The sequence below is a fragment of the Mesorhizobium sp. ISC15 genome, assembly GCF_037162615.1.
GTDB lineage: Bacteria > Pseudomonadota > Alphaproteobacteria > Rhizobiales > Rhizobiaceae > Mesorhizobium > Mesorhizobium mediterraneum.
On the sequence record NZ_JAVSPX010000001.1, the window covers coordinates 511,623 to 529,941 of the forward strand.

The 18,319-nt window shown below is 62.1% G+C and carries 18 protein-coding genes; 8 read left to right on the plus strand and 10 right to left on the minus strand.

Annotation, left to right across the window (positions count from 1 at the left end; all coding sequences use genetic code 11):
* Positions 1 to 19: 19 nt before the first annotated feature.
* The 6 genes from RPG13_RS02525 (at position 20) to RPG13_RS02550 (ending at position 4,883) form a co-directional block, all read left to right on the plus strand.
* A complete protein-coding gene (locus tag RPG13_RS02525) occupies positions 20 to 391 on the plus strand; it encodes a hypothetical protein (RefSeq protein ID WP_126104680.1) in 372 nt (123 codons plus the stop codon).
* A gap of 35 nt (positions 392 to 426) precedes the next feature.
* Positions 427 to 1,182 (plus strand): lytic transglycosylase domain-containing protein, encoded by a 756-nt coding sequence (locus RPG13_RS02530; protein WP_442921324.1) that lies wholly within the window; start codon positions 427 to 429, stop codon positions 1,180 to 1,182.
* 86 nt (positions 1,183 to 1,268) lie between these two features.
* Positions 1,269 to 2,468: an ABC transporter substrate-binding protein gene (locus RPG13_RS02535; RefSeq protein ID WP_095487041.1), complete on the plus strand. Its 1,200-nt coding sequence runs from the start codon at positions 1,269 to 1,271 to the stop codon at positions 2,466 to 2,468.
* A 57-nt stretch (positions 2,469 to 2,525) separates the two neighbouring features.
* The gene (locus RPG13_RS02540; protein ID WP_245465471.1) at positions 2,526 to 3,206 is read left to right on the plus strand and encodes a thermonuclease family protein; all 681 of its coding nucleotides are present in this window, start codon (positions 2,526 to 2,528) and stop codon (positions 3,204 to 3,206) included.
* 364 nt (positions 3,207 to 3,570) lie between these two features.
* A complete protein-coding gene (locus RPG13_RS02545; protein WP_245329974.1) occupies positions 3,571 to 4,317 on the plus strand; it encodes a GGDEF domain-containing protein in 747 nt (248 codons plus the stop codon).
* A gap of 335 nt (positions 4,318 to 4,652) precedes the next feature.
* Entirely contained in the window at positions 4,653 to 4,883 is a 231-nt protein-coding gene (locus RPG13_RS02550; RefSeq protein WP_095487047.1) for a hypothetical protein, read from the plus strand.
* Between the two features lie 295 nt (positions 4,884 to 5,178).
* Here the strand turns inward: RPG13_RS02550 and RPG13_RS02555 are convergent, their stop codons facing one another.
* The 8 genes from RPG13_RS02555 to RPG13_RS02590 form a co-directional block, all read right to left on the minus strand.
* A complete protein-coding gene (locus RPG13_RS02555) occupies positions 5,179 to 6,237 on the minus strand; it encodes an ABC transporter ATP-binding protein (RefSeq protein WP_095487049.1) in 1,059 nt (352 codons plus the stop codon).
* Between the two features lie 41 nt (positions 6,238 to 6,278).
* Positions 6,279 to 7,100, minus strand: coding sequence for a carbohydrate ABC transporter permease (locus RPG13_RS02560; protein WP_023797160.1), 822 nt, complete (start codon positions 7,098 to 7,100; stop codon positions 6,279 to 6,281).
* Complete coding sequence (locus RPG13_RS02565; RefSeq protein ID WP_095487051.1) at positions 7,101 to 8,039, minus strand: carbohydrate ABC transporter permease; 939 nt, start codon at positions 8,037 to 8,039, stop codon at positions 7,101 to 7,103.
* The gene (locus tag RPG13_RS02570; protein WP_127206097.1) at positions 8,039 to 9,376 is read right to left on the minus strand and encodes an extracellular solute-binding protein; all 1,338 of its coding nucleotides are present in this window, start codon (positions 9,374 to 9,376) and stop codon (positions 8,039 to 8,041) included. Before RPG13_RS02570 ends, RPG13_RS02565 begins: the two co-directional genes overlap by 1 nt.
* Positions 9,377 to 9,439: 63 nt before the next feature.
* The gene (locus tag RPG13_RS02575) at positions 9,440 to 10,099 is read right to left on the minus strand and encodes a GntR family transcriptional regulator (RefSeq protein ID WP_095487053.1); all 660 of its coding nucleotides are present in this window, start codon (positions 10,097 to 10,099) and stop codon (positions 9,440 to 9,442) included.
* 23 nt (positions 10,100 to 10,122) lie between these two features.
* On the minus strand, positions 10,123 to 11,007 hold the full coding sequence (locus RPG13_RS02580) for a dihydrodipicolinate synthase family protein (RefSeq protein ID WP_127206098.1): 885 nt from the start codon (positions 11,005 to 11,007) through the stop codon (positions 10,123 to 10,125).
* A gap of 180 nt (positions 11,008 to 11,187) precedes the next feature.
* Positions 11,188 to 12,474, minus strand: a complete 1,287-nt coding sequence (locus tag RPG13_RS02585) for a D-tagatose-bisphosphate aldolase, class II, non-catalytic subunit (RefSeq protein WP_127206099.1) — start codon at positions 12,472 to 12,474, stop codon at positions 11,188 to 11,190.
* Positions 12,471 to 13,418 (minus strand): sugar kinase, encoded by a 948-nt coding sequence (locus RPG13_RS02590; protein WP_337124336.1) that lies wholly within the window; start codon positions 13,416 to 13,418, stop codon positions 12,471 to 12,473. Before RPG13_RS02590 ends, RPG13_RS02585 begins: the two co-directional genes overlap by 4 nt.
* A gap of 245 nt (positions 13,419 to 13,663) precedes the next feature.
* Between RPG13_RS02590 and RPG13_RS02595 the strand changes: the two genes are divergently transcribed.
* Positions 13,664 to 14,686: a LacI family DNA-binding transcriptional regulator gene (locus RPG13_RS02595; protein WP_164759284.1), complete on the plus strand. Its 1,023-nt coding sequence runs from the start codon at positions 13,664 to 13,666 to the stop codon at positions 14,684 to 14,686.
* On the opposite strand, the gene RPG13_RS02600 is transcribed toward RPG13_RS02595, so the two are convergent.
* Together RPG13_RS02600 and RPG13_RS02605 are read right to left on the minus strand one after the other, a co-directional pair.
* Entirely contained in the window at positions 14,667 to 15,650 is a 984-nt protein-coding gene (locus RPG13_RS02600; protein ID WP_128242980.1) for an alpha/beta hydrolase, read from the minus strand. The genes RPG13_RS02595 and RPG13_RS02600 overlap by 20 nt on opposite strands.
* 18 nt (positions 15,651 to 15,668) lie before the next feature.
* Complete coding sequence (locus RPG13_RS02605) at positions 15,669 to 16,817, minus strand: Gfo/Idh/MocA family protein (protein ID WP_337124337.1); 1,149 nt, start codon at positions 16,815 to 16,817, stop codon at positions 15,669 to 15,671.
* 155 nt (positions 16,818 to 16,972) lie between these two features.
* On the opposite strand from RPG13_RS02605, the gene RPG13_RS02610 reads away from it, so the two are divergent.
* Positions 16,973 to 18,319: an ABC transporter substrate-binding protein gene (locus RPG13_RS02610; RefSeq protein ID WP_128242978.1), complete on the plus strand. Its 1,347-nt coding sequence runs from the start codon at positions 16,973 to 16,975 to the stop codon at positions 18,317 to 18,319.

Consider the following 18,319-nt stretch of genomic DNA (forward strand, 5'->3'; position numbering starts at 1 on the left):
TGGTAGAGGGGAATTCATCATGAAAAAGTCTGCAAGACTTCTGGCTGCCGGTGCAACACTGTTCCTGGCTGTTGGATCGACGGGGTATGCCGCCGACATCATCGAAGGTCCGTCGGTCGATTATTGTCGCGTCGTCGGCACGTCCAACCTGGTGCAGACCGACAACATCGTCGATCTCAAGAACCAGGTGGTGCAACTGATGGACGAGTCTGTCGCCGTCGCCAACAGCTCGGAATGGATCCATTCGTCACGGCCTGTCTTCGTCTGGGCCTCCGAGGCCAAGGTCGCCTGCGGCAAGGCTTACGGCTATTTGAAGACAAATTATCGCGACGAAGACTACCTGAATAAATGCGAGTGTTTCCACGACCGCATGGTCGAGTACATGAACTGACCAAAAAGGCGGCGACGCGCGGCTGGCTGACAATGATGGCCGACCGAACACTGCTGCGGGCGATCGTCGGAACGATCGCCTTGGCCGGTTTTGACCTGCTTGCCATGCATGCCGGCGCGGGTGCGTCGGAACAATCCGCTAAAATACAAAATGCTTTGCCCGAACGGTTGCGGCCGACGCGCTGCGATGCCACCCAGGAATGGACGAGAGAAACGCTGAAGGCATTCGCGACCTGCCAGTCGTCGATCTACGGCCTGGAGCCGCGGCTCGCACACGCCGTGATGGAGATCGAAAGCGGGTTCGATCCCGAGGCGCGCGGTGCCGACGGGGAAGTCGGGTTGATGCAGGTCATGCCCGCGACAGCACGAATGCTTGGCTTTCAAGGCCCGCTCGAAGAGCTGAGTGCGCCGAAGACCAACATCGCGCTGGGCGTCAAATATCTCGCTCAGGCGAACAGGCTCGCCGACGGCGACCTGTGCACCACCGTCATGAAGTATCGCGCCGGGCACAACGAAAGCCGTTTCTCGGCACTTTCGGTCCGCTACTGCCAGCGCGCGCGCTCGATCCTGGCAAGGGAAGGGTTCGAGGTTGACGGGCCATTGCCGGTGGCAACATTCGGCTTTTCCACATTTTCAGCAGGAGGAGAAGACAGCGCCCCTGCCGCAGGAAAACGCGTGTGCGTGCGGCGGGTGTTCGTGCCTGGGCCGCGATACATGAAATGCGCCGACTATCGAAATGCAAGGCAAGCCAGACAGATCAGGACGCTCAGAGCCCGGCTTTTTGCAGGCTAAAGAACCACAAGACGGCGCAACTCAGCCGTGACATGACTGGAAGATCAGACCGGGAAGTGACCCGGCGGCACATAGGGTGGAAAATCATGGAAGCTGGCCGACAGGTCCTCTGGCTGCGGACGAGGGCAATCGCCTTTGCGCTCGCCGTGACATTGTCAGGTTGCCAGTCGAAAGGCAGCATTTCCGAAGTGCTCGATCCGGCTGCAATCGCCGCACCCGGAGTGCAGAATGACGCCGCAGTTGCGGGCCGATCCCAGGCGACGCAATCGATCGGCAGTGGTTCGACGAAGATCACGATGCTGCTGCCCTTGTCCGCCCCTGGAGCCACGGGGGAAACCGGCAGGAAGATGCTCGATGCCGCAAAACTCGCAATGGCGGATCTTGGCAATGGATTGCTCACACTGACGGTCGAGGACACGCAGGGCGACAGTGCACACGCCAGCGAATTGTCGATAAAGGCGATCACGACGGGAGCGAAAGTCGTCATCGGTCCGACCGAACTACCGGCGGCGCAGCATATCGCCAAATTGTCGGGACCGAAACGGCCGCCAGTGTTGGCACTTGCCAACAATTTCACAGGCGGTCCCGGCGTTTATGCCGTGCGCCTCAGCGAGGCAGACAGCGCGGCTGCGGGCGCCGCAGGCATCGCGGCGAAAGGCAGCAAGAAGTTCGTATTGATTGTCGCAGCTGGCTCGAACGGCAGTGCCGTTGAAAAGCGGGTCGCGAACAGCCTAAGCATCTATGGCGCAACGCTGGCGGTCACTATCCCGTACTCGGCAGGCGACGGCGGCACCAAAGCGGTCACCGACATGGGCTCACTCGTGGATGCTCCGGACGCCGTCATTGTCGCCAGCGGAGACGACAGCCCGCTGCAAATCCTTGCCGCCCTGAAATCCAAGGGTATCCCGGGAAGAACAATCGCTGTGGTGGGAACAAACCGCTGGCTGGAACGCCCCATCGAGCCGCTGTTTGAAGGGGCCTATATCGCCACGCTCGATCCGCGCGAAACCGGACCAATCGCCGACCGCTTCAAGACTACCTATAACTATCAGCCCGACGTCAATGTCGCCTACGCCTATGATATGGTTGCGCTGACTGCTGGGATCGCCAGCGCGGTTGGACCCGATGGCTTCAGCAAACAGGTACTCGAAAATCCGAGCGGGTTTCGCGGATCCACAGGTCTATTCCGGTTTCGCGCCGACGGATCCAGCCAGCGATCGATGCCGTTCTATCGAGTTGAAAAGGGTGCGCTCAAATTGGTTGCCAGATCGACGTCGGGTTTTTGACCCGGCGCGAACCCGCAGGACCTTATCGAGCTGATGGACAGGCCGAGCCGCATCCGCTTGGCTGTCGCGCTCGCAAGCCTGGAGCTTCTGGCCGGGCTCCTCCTGATCATTCAGGGCGGGGCTTTGCTTTCGGTCGACCGGCCTGTTCCTGCGCCGTCTCCTGATATTCGCGGCAAGCGGCCAACCCGACCGGGCGCAACCGTTCTCGACGCTCAATGGCGAGTGCCGGCACGCAAGATTGCTCAGGACCTCATCGCTCCGCCACAACTTGATTCTTCGGAAATCGAACGGATTGAGCCCCGTCCGCCACTCAGCGAACTCGGTCTCGCCGTGCCCCCGAAAACGCCGATGCCGCAAGACTGGCGGGAGGTCCTGCTCTACGCTCCGATTGCGAGTTCGTCCGCGATCTTCGAATCGATGGGACGGACGGTGGTCATCAGCGGGGTCCAGAGCATTGCCACGGACAAGACCTGTTCCTTTCATGACGTCGTCTGGCCTTGCGGCCAACGCGCGCGCGCAGCGTTCAACTCCTGGTTGCGCGGACGCGCGCTGAATTGCTTCGTGCCACCGGAAGTGGATCGTTTCGCTATCGCCGCCCCATGCAGGCTCGGCAGGCAGGATGTCGGCGCCTGGCTGGTCTCCAATGGCTGGGCCCTGTCATTGCCGAGCGGTATCTACGGCAAGGCGGAGGTGACAGCGATGGATACGGAGATGGGTATATTCGGCCCGCCTCGATAGTCAGCTCGCCTTTTGAGCCCTCAGGGAACCGTATTTGCCGAAACTGGAGCATGATCCCGAAAGTGGAATCCGGCTTCGGAAACGATCATGCTCAAACAAAAAGATAGAGCCCCATCCCGATTTTATCGGGGCAGGCTCTAGAGCAGCATGCTGATCAGGCGGTTGCCTGCGCTGCTGGTTGTTCAGCCTGCGCCGACACCTGGTTCGTTAACTGTTGTCTTCCATCTTCCTCGCGGGCAACTCCAGCTTCACATGTGGGTCAGCCAGAGCTCGTTCAGTCCGATCGATCAAATTGTATTGGCTTTTGAGACCGAATTTGTAACTTGCCGGCCTTATGCCAGCCTATCTGACAGGAGATCGGGTAGTGACAAAATCGATGGCGAACAGCTCTGCCCAAGCGTGGAAGAGTATCGCGTGGCTGACGCTTCTGGGGACCGCCGGGAGTTTGGGCTTTTCGCTAGGCCTCAACTATCTGCTCCTGTTCGCCGATGGGCTCACGCCGTTCGGACGCGGCGTTGTCACGGCAACGCTCGTCCCCCTCGTCATTGGGCTACCGCTTTTCCTGTTGATCGGCTGGGGTCGGGTTGAGATCCGCCGCTATCGGCAAGAGCTAAACAAGTCAGCGACCTACGATGGCCTGACGGGCTGCTTGAACGGAACGGTTTTTACTTCGATCATCGAACGCAGAGTAAAGAAGCCATCTGAGCGTGGCTCTCGTTCGGGCGCCTTCCTGGTCATCCATCCCGAACACCTTCGATCCATCAACCTGCGATTTGGTATTGAATGGGGCGACGAGGCCTTGCGGCTCATAGCCTCGACCATAAAGTCATCAGTGCGCGAGGAGGATCTGATCGGCCGCATAGGGATATCCATCTTTGGGGTATTTCTACCTGGTGCCACCGAAGAAGACGCCAAGGAGGTCGGTGAGCGTATCCGGGCGCGCGTCGCACAAGTCTATTTTGCGCCAAAAGGGGCGGAGGATGTCCTGAGCATAGGCGTCGGAGGGGTAGTCTTCGAGAATGAACTCGCGTTTGACGACATGTTCCGGTCCGCCGAGCAGCTGCTATCCAGAAATGGAACTGACTTCGAACTGTCTCGTCTGCCCAGTTGACGATCGCTTGCAGGGCGGCAACTTGCTCCGGCTGCGGTGTGAATGGCCTGCAGGACAGGCCAAGGCGAACGACGACGAGGACACACCCCGATCGCCCCAGGCGCAGCCATCCGCGAGAGTCGCCTCCACCAGCTTTTACACCCTTAGTTGGCAGCCGACAGACCGCCGGAATTAAACAACTTAAAACTGAAGGTTGCATGCCTCAGCCGCTACCCGACATGGTACTTGCGCCACCCCTAAAATAATGAGATGTTGGCTCGGGGTATTGAGTATCGAGTATTGGGTTGGGGGAGCCTCTCGGCTGTTGTCAGTTCCGGGACGCTTTGAAAAAACAGATGAACGTTCTGCAGGTCCTGGTGGGGATACTCACTACGTCGTGCCTTGTTTCGATCTCGACGTATTGGGCAACGGGTTCAATCGGCTGGGCGATCATTAGCCCGATAGTTTTGCAGGTCGGGTATTTTGTCTACATGCTCTGGACGGTCTACGGCGCAGAAGCCGCAGAAGCTGATCCGGGACCCGAGAGCGTTGGCCCGCTCGACCGCAAAGATGGTATCTGGCTCTAGCGCATGATCCACGAACCGAAGGTCGGCGTCGCCGAAAATCGGAGTGGTTTTTTGCCAGGGCCCAAGGCCGGGTGATGCGGCAGATCAAAGTGCCGCAGCGCCGTTGCGTGCAGGAGGATAGGCGAGGGGTTAGTGGCTTCGGACTTGCATGGCCATTGAACTGTGATGCCCCGCTGGCATGCTGTAAGAGCGGTAGCTGTCGCCCCAGTTCCTCAATGACGTTGTCGGGATCACCATAGTTTCAAAGTCTTGGTGAACCTCAGCCGTGAGCAGCCCGTCGCGCAACCCACGCCAATCACATACGCCGGCCGGTTTTCGCGTCGAACAGGTGGGCGCAGGCGCGATCGATCTCGATCCGCACCTGCGCGCCGTGCTTGAGCGGAAGCCGCTCGCGGAACAGGCAGGAAATTTCCTCACCGGCGCAGTCGACCTTGGCGAAGATTTCCGAACCCGTGGCTTCCAGAAGCGTGACCGTGCCTGGCATTCCCCCGGCGGTTGCGCGGATATGTTCGGGGCGGATGCCGTAGACAAGTTCGCGTCCTGCAGCATCGGCCGGGTGGGCGCCTTCCGGCAGCGGCAGGATCAGCCCACCGGCGCTGCGGAACACGCCTTCCTCGATGCGGCCGGCAATGAAGTTCATGGCGGGCGAGCCGATAAAGCCGGCAACGAAGAGATTGGCCGGCTGGTCGTAGAGGTCGAGCGGCGCGCCGATCTGCTCGACCAGGCCGTCATGCAGCACGACGATCTTGTCGGCCATGGTCATCGCTTCGATCTGGTCATGCGTGACATAGATGGTGGTGGTGCCCAGCCGCTGGTGCAGCGCCTTGATCTCGCCGCGCATCTGGACGCGCAGCTTGGCGTCGAGATTGGAAAGCGGCTCATCGAACAGGAAGACCTGGGGGTCGCGCACGATGGCGCGGCCCATGGCGACGCGCTGGCGCTGGCCGCCGGAGAGCTGACGCGGATAGCGCTCAAGCAGCTTTTCCAGCCCAAGGATGTTGGCCGCATTCCTGACGCGGCCGGCGGTATCGGCCGGATCGGCTTTCTTGATCTTCAGGGCAAAGCCCATATTGTCGGCCACCGTCATATGTGGATAGAGCGCATAGTTCTGGAACACCATGGCGATGTTCCGGTCCCGCGCCCGCAGGTTGTTGACCATACGTTCGCCGATGGCGATCTTCCCGCCCGAGATCGTTTCAAGTCCGGCGATCATGCGCAGCAGCGTCGACTTTCCGCATCCCGACGGGCCGACCAGGATGACGAATTCGCCGTCGGCGATGTCGACGCTGACGTCGTGAATGATCTTGGTGGCTCCGAAAGCCTTCTGCACGTTGTTGATTGTTACCGATGCCATTGGATTTCTCCGGGAAAAGAGTGATGTCGAGCTATGCGGCTTCAGCCGCCCTTGACCGCGCCGGCGGTCAGCCCGGCGACGATTTGCTTTTGCGCGAACATGGTCAGGACCAGGACCGGCAGCGTCACCACCAGTGCGGCGGCGGCGAGCGGCCCCCAGCTCACCTGCTCATAGGAGAGCATGTTGTAGACGGCGACCGGCAGCGTGCGGGTCTCACGGCTGGCGAGCACCACGCCGAAAACGAAATTGTTCCACGAAAAGATGACGGACAGGATGAAGGCGACAACGATGCCCGGTTTGGCGATGGGAAGAGCGACCAGCCGGAACACTTGCCAGGAGCTGGCGCCGTCGATGTTAGCCGCCTCTTCCAGCTCCATCGGCGTGGTCTCGAAATAGCCGATCATCACCCAGACCACGATCGGCACCGTCACCACCAGGTGGATGATGATCTGCGGCCAGAGCGTGCCGAGGATCCCAATCCACTGGAACAGCAGAAACAACGGGATGAGATAGGATAGCCCGGGCGTCATGCGGGCGATCATGATGACGACCGCCGATTTTTCGGCCTTGAGCCGCGCTATGCCATAGCCGGCCGGTACGCCGATCAGCAGCGCCAGAAGTGTCGCCGTGCCGGTCACCAGAACCGAATTCCAGAGATAGAGCAGGAAATTGTTCTCCTCGAACACCTTTACATAGTTCGACCAGGCGAAACGTTCGGGGATCAGGATCGGCGGATAGGCGCCGTTGTCGATCTCGAATTTCAGCGAAAGCGAGATCATCCAGAGGAAGAACAGGATCGCCGGCGAGACAATGACCAGAGCCGCGAAAAACAGCCCGATCTGGTTGAGCAGACGTGAGCTCATCTATTTGCCCTCCGCGTCGATCCACTGCGAGCGCTGGCGCAGCATCAGGAGGATGAAGGACAGCGCCACGATGACGATGAAGAACACCACGGCCATCGCCGAGCCATAGCCAATGTCGTAGTAGGAGAAGGCGGTGTTGTAGAGGTAGATGTTGATGGTTTCCGACGCCGTGCCCGGCCCGCCCTGAGTCATTGCAAAGATGATGTCGAAGCTCTTCAGCGCATCGATGGTGCGAATGATCAACGCGATCATCAGGAACGGCGCGATCATCGGCAGAGTGAGGTAGCGGAACTGCTGCCAGGCATTGGCACCATCGATCTCGGCGCTCTCGAAGGGCTCGCGCGGTACCGAGGCCAGCCCGCCCAGCACGATCAGCATCACCAGCGGCGTCCACTGCCAGGTCTCGACCGCAACCAGCGAAGGGATGACTGTTTTGGCATTAAATATCCATTCCTGCGCCGGGATGCCGACCAGCGATAGCAGGTAGTTGAGCACGCCGAGCTGGGGATGGAACATCATGGTCCAGACCAGCGCCACGGCAACGGGCGTTGCCATCATCGGCATCACGAAGACGCCGCGCAGCAGGCCGCGCAGCGGAAACCTGGCGTCGAAGATCAGGGCGGCGACAGTGCCCAGGAACATCGGCGCTGCCACCGACAAGGAGGTGTAGGTCAACGTATGAACCAGGGATTCCCAGAATCGCGGATCGCTGGCCAGACGGAGATAGTTTTCCATCCCGGCAAAGCTCCGCGACTGGCCGAGCGTCCAGCGGTTGACGCTCATCCAGAGCGTGAAAGCCCAGGGAAAGACTATCACGGCGCCAACGACGACGAGCGCCGGAACGACGAAGGGCCAGTAGTTGGGAGCCAGCCGGATCGTCTGGCTCCCTTCAATGGCTTGCGTCGCTACCCCGGTGCGTTCAGGGGCGATGGCGGACATCAGCCCTGCTCGCTCCTGTCGAGCACCGGCTGGAACTGTTCGGTGGCCTTCTTCAGCTCTTCGGCAGGATCAGCACCAGCAATCATGTTGGTCAACGCCACGCCGTAGATGTCGCGAAACTCGGTGACCGGGATGATCACCGGCAGCGCCAGCCGGCTGATATTGCCCGAGCCGACGACGGCATCGAGCCAGCTTGCCGGCATGGTGACGCCTTCGCGCACCTTGGGGTCTTCCAGTATCGACTTGCGGAAAGGCACGCCGGCGCCGGCCTGAAGCAGGCGCGCGCCCATGGCCGGCGAAACCGCCCACTGACAGAACAGATAGGCAGCTTCCTTCTGTTCGCTGGAGGCGGTCACGCCGAGGCCGTCACCAAACGTCCCGGAGGCATGCGCTTTGGGACCCTTGGGCATCACGCCATAGCCGACCTTGCCGACCACGCGCGACTTTTCGGGATTTTCCATCGGCGGAGCAAAACCCACGCCGTCGAACCACATGCCGATCTTGCCCTGCAGGAAGGCGGACTGCGCTTCAGCCCAATTGAAGCCGGTGACGCCCGGAGGAGCGGATTTGGTCATCAGCCTCTGGTAGAGGGCGGCGGCCTCGATCGCCTCGGGAGCCTCGGTGCGTAGCTTCCCCTTGTCGTCGAGCGGCGTCATGTCGTAGCCGAGCATCAGCGACGTCCACACCGGCGTGTTTGCATTCTTGAGGCCGCGGGCAACGAAACCGAACGTGTTGGTCGATGGATCGGTCAGCGCTTCGGCGGCGGCCACCAGCTGGTCGAACGTTTCAGGATATTTTAGGCCCTTGGCCTCGAACAGCTCCTTGTTCCAGTAGACGATCCAGTAGTCCACCGAGAAGGGCAGCGAACGCAGCACGCCCTGACTGTCCTTGGCGAAAAGCATGCCGGCTTCGGCGAAATCGCCTTCGACCAGCCCAGGATCGGTCAAGGTCGGGTCGGCGAGATAGCCGGCGATATCGGCCAGCCAGCCACCCTTTTCGAACTGGCGCTTCTGCACGTGATAGCTCAGATGCACGACATCGAAGCTCGGTTTGCCGGAGCTGAGCTCGATCACGGTCTTCTGCCGCTGCTGCTGTTCCGGCGTCGCCTCGGCATTGACCTTGATGCCGGTCAGCTCCTCGAATTCGGCGATATATTTCAGGATGGTGTCGCTGCGCGGGCTTTTGACCAGATTGACGTCGAGCGTCGTGCCGGCAAAACGCTTCCAGTCGACGCTGGCGGAAAAGCTCGGGCGAAGGCCCGCCAGGCCCGCGGCGGCGAGCGCCGTGGTTCCTGCAAGGACTTGCCTTCTTGTTGGCTTGAACGGATTGGACGACATTTCTTCCTCCCTTGGGTTGCTGTCGTTGTGGATTGCGTCGCGGCAGCCGCGAACCATACGTCCTCAGATCTGGAGCGCCAACCGGCGCGCATTGTCGATATGCCGGCTGATCGCCTCGACAGCCTTTTGTGGGTCGCGGCTCTCGAGCGCTTCGATCACTGTCAGGTGCTCATGCATCACCGGCACGACGCGCCCATCGATACGGAAGCGCTCTTGGTGGATCAGGCGGATCTTTACCGAATTGACCAGATACGCCTTGGCGATGATCTCGTTGCCTAGCGCATCGATGAAGGTGTCGTGCATCGCCCAATCGATGTTCTGGGCCTTGGCTTCCATTTCCGCCGTCGGCGGCTGCGACAACGCTTGAGCCAGCATGTCCTCATGTTCGCGCCGCAGGCGGGCGAGTTCGGCGTCGGAGGCGTTGACGGTGAATAGCGCCACCGCTTCGCGCTCCATGAACAGGCGGAACTGAAAAGCCTCGCGGATCAGGCTGATATCAATATGGGCGATCTGCATGCCGCGCTGCGGGATGGTCATCAGAAGTCCCTCGGCTTCGAGCCGCGGCACGATCTCGCGGATGGCGCCAAGCGGCAGCCCGGTAAAGGCAACCAGTTCGCGCTGCGACACGAACTGTCCCGGCCGCAGATCACGAGCCAGCAAATGCCGCGTGAAGCTGGCATAGGCTTTTTCCCTGAGGGTGGCCGGTTCGCTGCTGTCGTCCATTTCAGCGGTTTCTTCCTTGCCGGTCAGGCCGGCTCTGTCGCAAACAGCCTGTCATAGGCAGCAGTAAGCTGTTGCCGCCCCTGCGCAGCGATCGGCTCGAGCGGCGGACGGACCGCCAGCCAGCGCTCGTCGCCGGTCTTGCGCGCCACCATGACCTTCACCGCCGGGGTGACCGGATATTTGAGCAATTCGAGCACGAAGCTCTCGACGCGGGCGTCGTCGCGCCCGTCCTCGGCCATGGCGCGGATTTCACCGGTGACGAAATTGGCCATGCCGGAAATGGCGCCTTGCCCGCCCTGGCGCACACTTCTCGCCAAATGCCGCTCGTCGCCGATTAGAATCACCAGGTCGCCATGGGCCTTTAGCAACGCCTCGCTATAGCTCCAGTCGCCACCCGAATCCTTTACACCGGCGATCACGCCGGGGAAGGCCGCACGCAGCCGACCGATCAGGCTAAGCGGGAGCGGCACCATGGTGACAGAAGGGATGTTGTAAAGCAGGACACCGCGAGCCAGCGGGCCGAGCGCGGCGAAGACGGCGGAAAACCATCCGAACAGCCCGTCCTCGCCGACATTCTTGAAGTAGCTTGGCGGGGCCAGCAGTATGTTGCGGACGCCGAGCTGCAAGGCGTGCCGCGCCTGTTCGGCGGCGTCTTCGGCCGCATCGACCAGCACGCCGGCGACGAGCTGATGCGCCGCAATGCCGGCGGCAAGCATGGCTTCGGTGACAATCCGCCGCTCTCCAGTCCCCACCGAGGCGCCTTCCCCCGTGGTGCCGAAGAGCGTTGCGCTGCTGCAGCCGGCGCTAAGGCAAGCCTGGGCTTGCGCGACCATTGGAGAGATGGCGATTTGCCCGGACGCATCAAAAGGCGTGGTGAGGGCAACCGAAAGACCAAAGCGCGAAGCCACTGCTATTTTCTCCAGATGTCGATCTGCAAGCACTGCTAACACGCTAACATGTTAGTTGTAAATTGCAGCAGTGTCTTTTTCGAAACGCTGGCGATATCGAGAGTCGGACATGAACAGAGAGGTTTCGCGCGTGACGCTTTTCGGCGGTGCGACCAGCACACCGCCCAGGGCCGATCCGCCCTACTGTCCCGTCGCGCCTGCGTAGATGTCGAGGACACGGGTGATGCTGCCGATCAGAAGGTCGTGCGCGAAAGGTTTGATCCGGCCTGCCGCAACCTCGGCGTCGAGCTGCCCCAGATGCTGGCTGATCAGAGGCCGGGGAATGTCCTTTTCGCCCAGCACATCCAATAGCTTTTGCGTGGCGCGCTGCGCGTCCGGCGTCGGCCAGTAGTAGCGGATGCGGTCGCTGAACGAAAAATGCCGCTGCACGCGCTGCTCTTCCGGCGTGGCCGGATAGTATTTCTGCCAATTGTCCGGCGACGCCAGCATGATGCGCTCCATCGCGACAGGCAGGCTTTCACGCGAAGGGTCAGGCGCGAGCACATCGGCGATGTGGCTGAGCCCGTACAGCGCCTCGCGAAGCGCGAAGGTCAGCCAGGGGCCGACCTTGAGGATGGCAAAACCATCGCGCACGAGAGCGTTGAGCGCTTCGGCCGGCTGGTAGTCGGTCGAATGCGCCTCAAAAACGAATTGCGGCATGCGGTCGAGCACCGCCACCAATTCAGTCGCCTTGGCCGGCGCATAGGGCACGATCTCGGCGTTGCCGAACTCGACACCAGGCTGGACGACGACCCCGATCGCACGGCCAAAAGCGTCGTCAAGGCCGGCGCGGGAAAACGCTCGGGCGTGTACCTCTACGGTGCGCAAAGCATCGTCGGGCGCCGTCACATGCAGGTGGTCGAGCGCCTCCAGCGCACCGCCCGGCACCGGCACTTCGGTGCCGATGACGTAGACCGGTCTTTCGCCGCCTGCCCGCTCGACCGCCGCCTCGGCGATTGCGGCAAGTTCGGCCGCCCGCGCGGCGATGGTCTCGTCGGCAAGCACGGCAGGATCGTCGGCGCAGGCCATGCTCGTATCCAGATGCATCTTGGTGAAGCCGGCGCTCGCATAGGCATCGATCATCGCCGCGGCGTTCTTCATGGCGGCGGCAGCAGCCATGTGTTTCCACGGATTGGGTCCAAGATGATCGCCGCCAAGGATCAGGCGATCGACCGGGAAATCCGCTTTCTTCGCATGCGCCTCGACGAAGCTGCGGAAGTCGGGCGGCGTCATCCCGGTGTAGCCACCCTCGTGGTTGACCTGGTTGCAGGTGGCCTCGATCAGAACATCCGCATGCCGCGCCGCGCCATGACGCAAGGCGGCCTCGATCACCAGCGGATGCGCCGAGCAGACCGAGGCGATGCCGCTTTTCTCGCCTGCAGCGCGCCTCGCCGCAATGTTTGCAAACCTCTGCGTCGCGGCACTCACTGCATGTTCTTCCCTGTGGCGATGAAGGCTTCGACCGCTTCAAGCGGGAAAATGCCCTCCATCGGTCCCTTGCGGGTGACAGCGAGCGCACCGCAGGCATTGGCAATCCGCATTGCGTCTGCGGGAGCCGCCCCGCGCAACCAGAACGAGACGAAAGCAGCACCGAAGCAATCGCCCGCGCCGGTCGGATCGACCTCGTCGACGGCAAAGCCGGGTGAGGCGACCGTGCCGTGGCGATCATGATAGGTGGCGCCCGCGGCGCCTTTCTTCAGGACGATGCAGGACAGGCCACGGTTCAGCAATTCGTCGACCGCGCCCTTCTCGTCCTTGGCGGATGAAAACAGGAAGAGCTCCTCATCGCTCGGCAGGAAGATATCGGCTCGCGCCAGCACATGGTCGAGCGCCGTGCGCATGCCTGAAGCCTGCATGATCTCGCGGCGGATGTTCGGATCGAAGGACACGGTTCCACCGTTGGTCTTGACAGTCTCGATCGCCGATAGCGCCACCGCGATGGCGCGGTCGGAAAACAGCGACGAGCCCATGACATGGACGTGATCGGCACTGGCGAGCAGCTTCGTTGCCGCCGTGTCGGTCTCGATCAGGCCGGAGGCGCTGTTGGCGATGTTGAAGACGAAATGCCGGCTGGCGTCGGCCCGGTAGGTGACGAAGGCCGTGCCCGTCGCCTGGCCCGTGTGAACCGCGATCGCCGACACGTCGGCGCCAAGCGTCCGCAGCCGCTCGATGTTCAGCCTGCCGAAATCGTCGTCGCCGACGGCGCCGATGAGGCCGGCCGGCTGGCCGAGCGCCGCCGCCTGGCCGATGAAGATGGCGGGCGCTCCGGACGGGTAGGGCCCAAGCAGCGGACCAGGCTCGAGAAAGCTCTGGCCGATCCGCTCGGCCATGATCTCGACGAGTATCTCGCCGGCACTGACCAGCTTCTTCATCTCGCGGAATCCCTCCCGGCATTTCGCCCGGCCTCGCTTCGGATGAACCGCGCGAGCTCTTTCCGGGTGATACGAATTTCGAATTCGCCCACTGGAAGTGAATACGGCTTGTGCTTTTTCGCGTCAATTAATAAATTTACGCATGGAAACTGCTGGAATTGTCTGTAAAGTTTCGACTTGCGGTTGCACGCCAGCGCACCGTATGTAGGGAACCGGGCAGCGCTGAGGAACGGCGCGAGGGAATAATGCCGATGACGCACAAGACGATGGAGGATTTTGCTCGCTCTTGCGGCGTCTCCAGGCCAACGCTGTCGAAATATTTCGATGATCCGACCAGTGTCAAGCCGGCGACACGGCAGCGGATCGAGGTTGCGCTGCGCGCGTCCGACTACCAGCCCAATCTCTTTGCGCGCAATCTGAACCGAAAGCGGACCCGCAGCATCGGCATCGTGGTGCCGACGGTCGCCGATCCCTTCTATTCCGAGATGGTCAGCCGCATCGAACTCAGGCTGCGCGATGAGGGCTACTGGCCGATCGTGATCTCCTCGCATGGCTCGCGCGAGCTCGAAGTGGAAGCGACACGAACCATTCTTTCGCTGAAAGTTTCCGGCGCGTTGATTGCGCCGCTTGGGCTGCGTTCGGACCACCGCACGCTGGAGAAGCTTACACAGGCGATCCCAATCGTCTATTTCGATACCTATCTCGAAGGCAGCACGCCGTTCGTCGGCAACAACAATGCCCAGAGCGTCTCGACGATCGTCGAGTATCTCACCCGCTCCGGCGACGCGCCGGTCTATTTCGACATCCCGCATGTCAACCACAACTCGCCAGAACGAGTGAACAGCTATGTCGCCACCATGCAGCGGCTCGGCCATGAGCCAGTCATCATCGGCAACACCGAAGACTATACTTGGGATTTCGAGCGGATCGGCTACGAGCAGATGGAAAAGATGCTCGGCAATGGTGGCCTGCCGGGAAAGACCATCCTGTGCGCCAACGACCGTCTCGCCTTCGGCGTGATGGCTGCCGCCTATTCGCAAGGCCGCAAAGTTGGTCGCAGAGGCGATTGCGACCTGCGGGTCGCGGCCCATGATGATCATCCGCTAAGCCGCTATACCTGTCCTGCCCTCACCACCATGGCGCAGGATTTCGCGTCCATGGCGGGACGCAGCGTCGAGACGCTGCTGACCTTGCTGGACGAGGACGACGCGGCAGTTGCCCCCAAGGTCAGTCTCGACGCGACTCTGGTCATGCGTCAGTCGGCCTGAGCGTTCCAAAGGCAGGATCGAAGCCGCGCCATGCGGCAACCGCTGCGCCAACCGCTTGCCTCGCCGCCGGGCCGTGGCGGCCCATCGAGACGAAGCCGTGTATCTGGCCGGGCCAGCGCCGCAGCACAACCCGCACGCCGTCATCCACCAGACGCTTGGCATAAGCCTCGCCTTCGTCGGCGAGGATGTCATGACCGGCGATTGCGACAAAAGCCGGCGCTATGCCGGCAAGGCTTGCGGCCTTGAGCGGCGACACGCGCCAGTCGTCGATATCGCCGGCATCCCTGATATAGTGTTCGCGGAACCAGGCCATGGTCGCCGATGTCAGACCGTAGCCCTCGGCAAAGCGGCGATAGCTGTCTGCCGCCTGCGAGGCGTCCGTGTTCGGATAGAACAGCAGTTGCGCGGTCGGCGGGTTCTTGTCGCCGCGCGCAAGCAGGCAAAGCACGGTGGCGAGATTGCCGCCGGCGCTGTCGCCGGCGACAGCGATCCTTCCTGCATCGATGCCGAGATCGCCCGCGCCGTTCTGCATGAAAGAAAGTGCAGCGCGGCAGTCGTCGATCGCCGCCGGGAATTTGTGCTCCGGCGCCAGCCGGTAGTCGGGCGAGACGACGGCGCACGCCGCCATATTGGCAAACCACCGGCAGATCTCGTCATGCGACTCGAGATTGCCGATCACCCAGCCGCCGCCATGCAGATAGAGCAGCGCCGGGGCAGCGGCCCCGACCGCGCCCTGTCCGCGATAGATCCTGAGCGTCAACGAGCCGCAAGGGCCGGCGATGGTGCGCTCGGTCAGTGAGCCGACCGGCTCGCGCTCGCCCTGGAGTGCCGGAAAGTCCTGCTCATAGGCGCGGCGCGCCTCTTCAGGCGTGCCGCTTTCGAACGGCGGGGCTGCCGCTTCTCGCCCAAGGTCGAGCACATGCTGGGCCTCTGGATCGAGCAGGGGCGAAAGCGAGGTCGTCATCGTAAGTGCCCTCCGATATCAGGCAAGCAGGCTGGCCGCTTCGTCCTCCTGGAGGAGCGGTGGCTGATCGACCGTTGCGTTGACGGCGACGGACTCGCGGCTCTCTCCCGAAGCGAGGATCGCCTCCATGATCTCCAGCACATGCAGCGCAAGGTCGCCGGACGCCCGCGGCCTTCTTCCTGATATCAGCGCGCGCGAAAGATCGGCAACGCCGAGCATGCGGTAATTCGCGCGGTCGGGCGCGGCGAAGGGCCAATTGCGCGCGCCGTAGAGTTCGCTGTCACTGGGAAAATCGGCCCAGTCGGCCCCACGTTCCGACAGCGAGACGGTGCCGCCGAACGTATCCGGATCGGGCAGCCTGAGCGAGCCTTCGGTCCCGTGCAACTCGATCGGATGATTGGAGTGCCTGAAGACGTCCCACGAGGCACCGAAGGTGACGGTGGCGCCCGAGCGAAACTCCAGCAGCGACAGGACGTTGGTCGGCGTGCCGACCTTGAAGTTGGTGTTCCTGTAGGGGCCTTCGGCGGTGATCAACCGCTCTTCCTGGCCCCGCGTTGCCATCGCCATCACGCGGGCCACCGGCCCGAGCAAATTGACCAGCATCGTCAGGTAATAGGGGCCCATGTCGAAGACCGGTCCGCCGCCGGGCTGGTAGTAGAATTGCGGATTGGGATGCCAGTGCTCCATGCCACGCCCCATCATGAAGGCAGTGCCGGTCACCGCGCGGCCGATCGCGCCGTCGTCCATGAGGCGGCGTGCCCGCCGTCCGGCGGCGCCGAGGAAGGTGTCCGGAGCCGAGCCCAGCAGCAGCCCGCGCTCCGTCGCCTCGGTGACAAGGCGGCGGCCGTCTCTAGCCGAGGTCGCCAGCGGTTTTTCGGTGAAGACGTGCTTTCCCGCCGAAAGCGCCGAAAACGAGATGTCGAAATGCGCCGCCGGGATGGTCAGATTGAGGACGAGATCGATTTCGGGATCGGCCAGAAGCGCATCGACGCTGACTGCCCGGATGCCATATTCGCTGGCACGCAGGGCCGCCATATCGGGCGATATATCGGCGCAGGCGCGCAGTTCCACCTCACCGAACAGAGCCGCATTGCGCAAATAAGTCATCGAGATGTTGCCGCACCCGACTACGCCGATGCCGAGCTTAGCGCCTGATTGTCCTCGCATTTTTTTCCACCTCCCAACGCCGTGAATCATTGCACCGGCAACGGATCACATTCGAAAGCCGCTTTACAGCATTTTAAATCTTGACGCGCGTAAAATTTTTCTGGAACATGCGCAAATGCTGGCTGGGGAGGCTGCCAGCGCAAGGAGGAGAGAAAATGACTGACATCAAAAAAGGGCCGGTCTCCGGCTCGAAGCCGGTTGCGCATGTGACGATCGCCGACCGCCGGCAGTTTCTCATTGGCAGCGCCGGACTGCTGGGCGCGGCAACACTTGGGCTGAGCACCGGGCTGGGCGTTCGCCGGGCTCGCGCACAGTCGCGCGCCGAAATCAGTTTCGCCAGTGCCGCCTTCTTCGGCAAGGAGACTTTCGGCGACCTGATCAAGGCCTTCAACGAATCGCAGGACCGCATTCTGGTCAAGAACATCGAGCTGCCGCCGCCGAGCTCATCGACGGAAGTCTACCAGGGCCTTGTCCAGCAGCTCGCCCGGCGCACTGGCACGCCCGACGTCTTCAGCCAGGACGTGATCTGGATCGCCGGCTTCGCCGCCGCCGGCTGGGCGCTGCCGCTCGACGAGTATTTTCCCGCGGACAAGCGCAGCGCCTACTTCTCCGGAACCCTCAACGCCTGTACCTATGACGGCAAGCTGACCGCCCTTCCCTGGTTCATGGATTCGGGCATGTTCTATTACCGCAAGGACGTGCTGGAAAAGCATGGCGGCAAGGTGCCGGAAAACTGGGCCGACATGGCGACCATCGCCGCCGCCGCGCAGAAGGCCGGCGACGTCGATTTCGGCTATCTCTGGCAAGGCAAGCAGGCCGAGGTTCTGGTCTGCGACGCCGTCGAGATCATCACCTCCAACAACGGCGCGATCCTGGCGCCCGACGGCAAGTCGTCGCTGATCAACCAGAAGGCGGCGGTCGACGCGATCCAGTTCCTGCACGACACCGTCAACGGGACCAAGATCAGCCCGCAGGACGTCCTGTCCTGGGACGAGGAGCCGTCACGCCAGCCTTTCACCTCGGGCAAGGCGATGTTCATGCGCAACTGGTCCTATGTCTATCCGATCGCCCAGGACGCCAAGGCCTCCCAGGTGGTGGACAAGGTCGGTGTCGCACCGCTACCGGCCTTCCCCGGCGGCAAGAGCTCGGCCTGTCTCGGCGGCTATCAGCTCGGCGTCAACGCCAACTCCAAGCAGCGCGAAGCCGCGATCGAGCTGCTGACCTGGCTGTCGTCGACCGAAACCCAGCATCGCATCGCCCTAAACTTCGGCCTCGCGCCAACGCGCCCGGCACTGTTCCAGGACGAGAAGATCAAGACCGAACAGCCGTTCATGGCGAGCCTCGAAAAAGTATTCACCGGCGCCACGGCCCGTCCGATCACACCCGAATATGCGAAGGTGACGCTGGCCTTGCAGTCGGGCATCTCCAAGGCGCTGGTGTCGGGCAATGTCCAGGCCGAGATGGACGCGCTGGCGGCGCAAATCGACCAGATCGTCGGCTGA

What these genes read in the sequence shown, in the direction of transcription:
- RPG13_RS02610 (WP_128242978.1), top strand. Translation starts at nt 16,973, where the DNA reads ATGACTGACATCAAAAAAGGGCCGGTCTCCGGCTCGAAGCCGGTTGCG.
- RPG13_RS02570 (WP_127206097.1), bottom strand. Translation starts at nt 9,376, where the DNA reads ATGTCGTCCAATCCGTTCAAGCCAACAAGAAGGCAAGTCCTTGCAGGA.
- RPG13_RS02555 (WP_095487049.1), bottom strand. Translation starts at nt 6,237, where the DNA reads ATGGCATCGGTAACAATCAACAACGTGCAGAAGGCTTTCGGAGCCACC.
- RPG13_RS02525 (WP_126104680.1), top strand. Translation starts at nt 20, where the DNA reads ATGAAAAAGTCTGCAAGACTTCTGGCTGCCGGTGCAACACTGTTCCTG.
- RPG13_RS02605 (WP_337124337.1), bottom strand. Translation starts at nt 16,817, where the DNA reads ATGCGAGGACAATCAGGCGCTAAGCTCGGCATCGGCGTAGTCGGGTGC.
- RPG13_RS02600 (WP_128242980.1), bottom strand. Translation starts at nt 15,650, where the DNA reads ATGACGACCTCGCTTTCGCCCCTGCTCGATCCAGAGGCCCAGCATGTG.
- RPG13_RS02565 (WP_095487051.1), bottom strand. Translation starts at nt 8,039, where the DNA reads ATGTCCGCCATCGCCCCTGAACGCACCGGGGTAGCGACGCAAGCCATT.
- RPG13_RS02530 (WP_442921324.1), top strand. Translation starts at nt 427, where the DNA reads ATGGCCGACCGAACACTGCTGCGGGCGATCGTCGGAACGATCGCCTTG.
- RPG13_RS02590 (WP_337124336.1), bottom strand. Translation starts at nt 13,418, where the DNA reads ATGAAGAAGCTGGTCAGTGCCGGCGAGATACTCGTCGAGATCATGGCC.
- RPG13_RS02575 (WP_095487053.1), bottom strand. Translation starts at nt 10,099, where the DNA reads ATGGACGACAGCAGCGAACCGGCCACCCTCAGGGAAAAAGCCTATGCC.
- RPG13_RS02535 (WP_095487041.1), top strand. Translation starts at nt 1,269, where the DNA reads ATGGAAGCTGGCCGACAGGTCCTCTGGCTGCGGACGAGGGCAATCGCC.
- RPG13_RS02560 (WP_023797160.1), bottom strand. Translation starts at nt 7,100, where the DNA reads ATGAGCTCACGTCTGCTCAACCAGATCGGGCTGTTTTTCGCGGCTCTG.
- RPG13_RS02550 (WP_095487047.1), top strand. Translation starts at nt 4,653, where the DNA reads ATGAACGTTCTGCAGGTCCTGGTGGGGATACTCACTACGTCGTGCCTT.
- RPG13_RS02595 (WP_164759284.1), top strand. Translation starts at nt 13,664, where the DNA reads ATGCCGATGACGCACAAGACGATGGAGGATTTTGCTCGCTCTTGCGGC.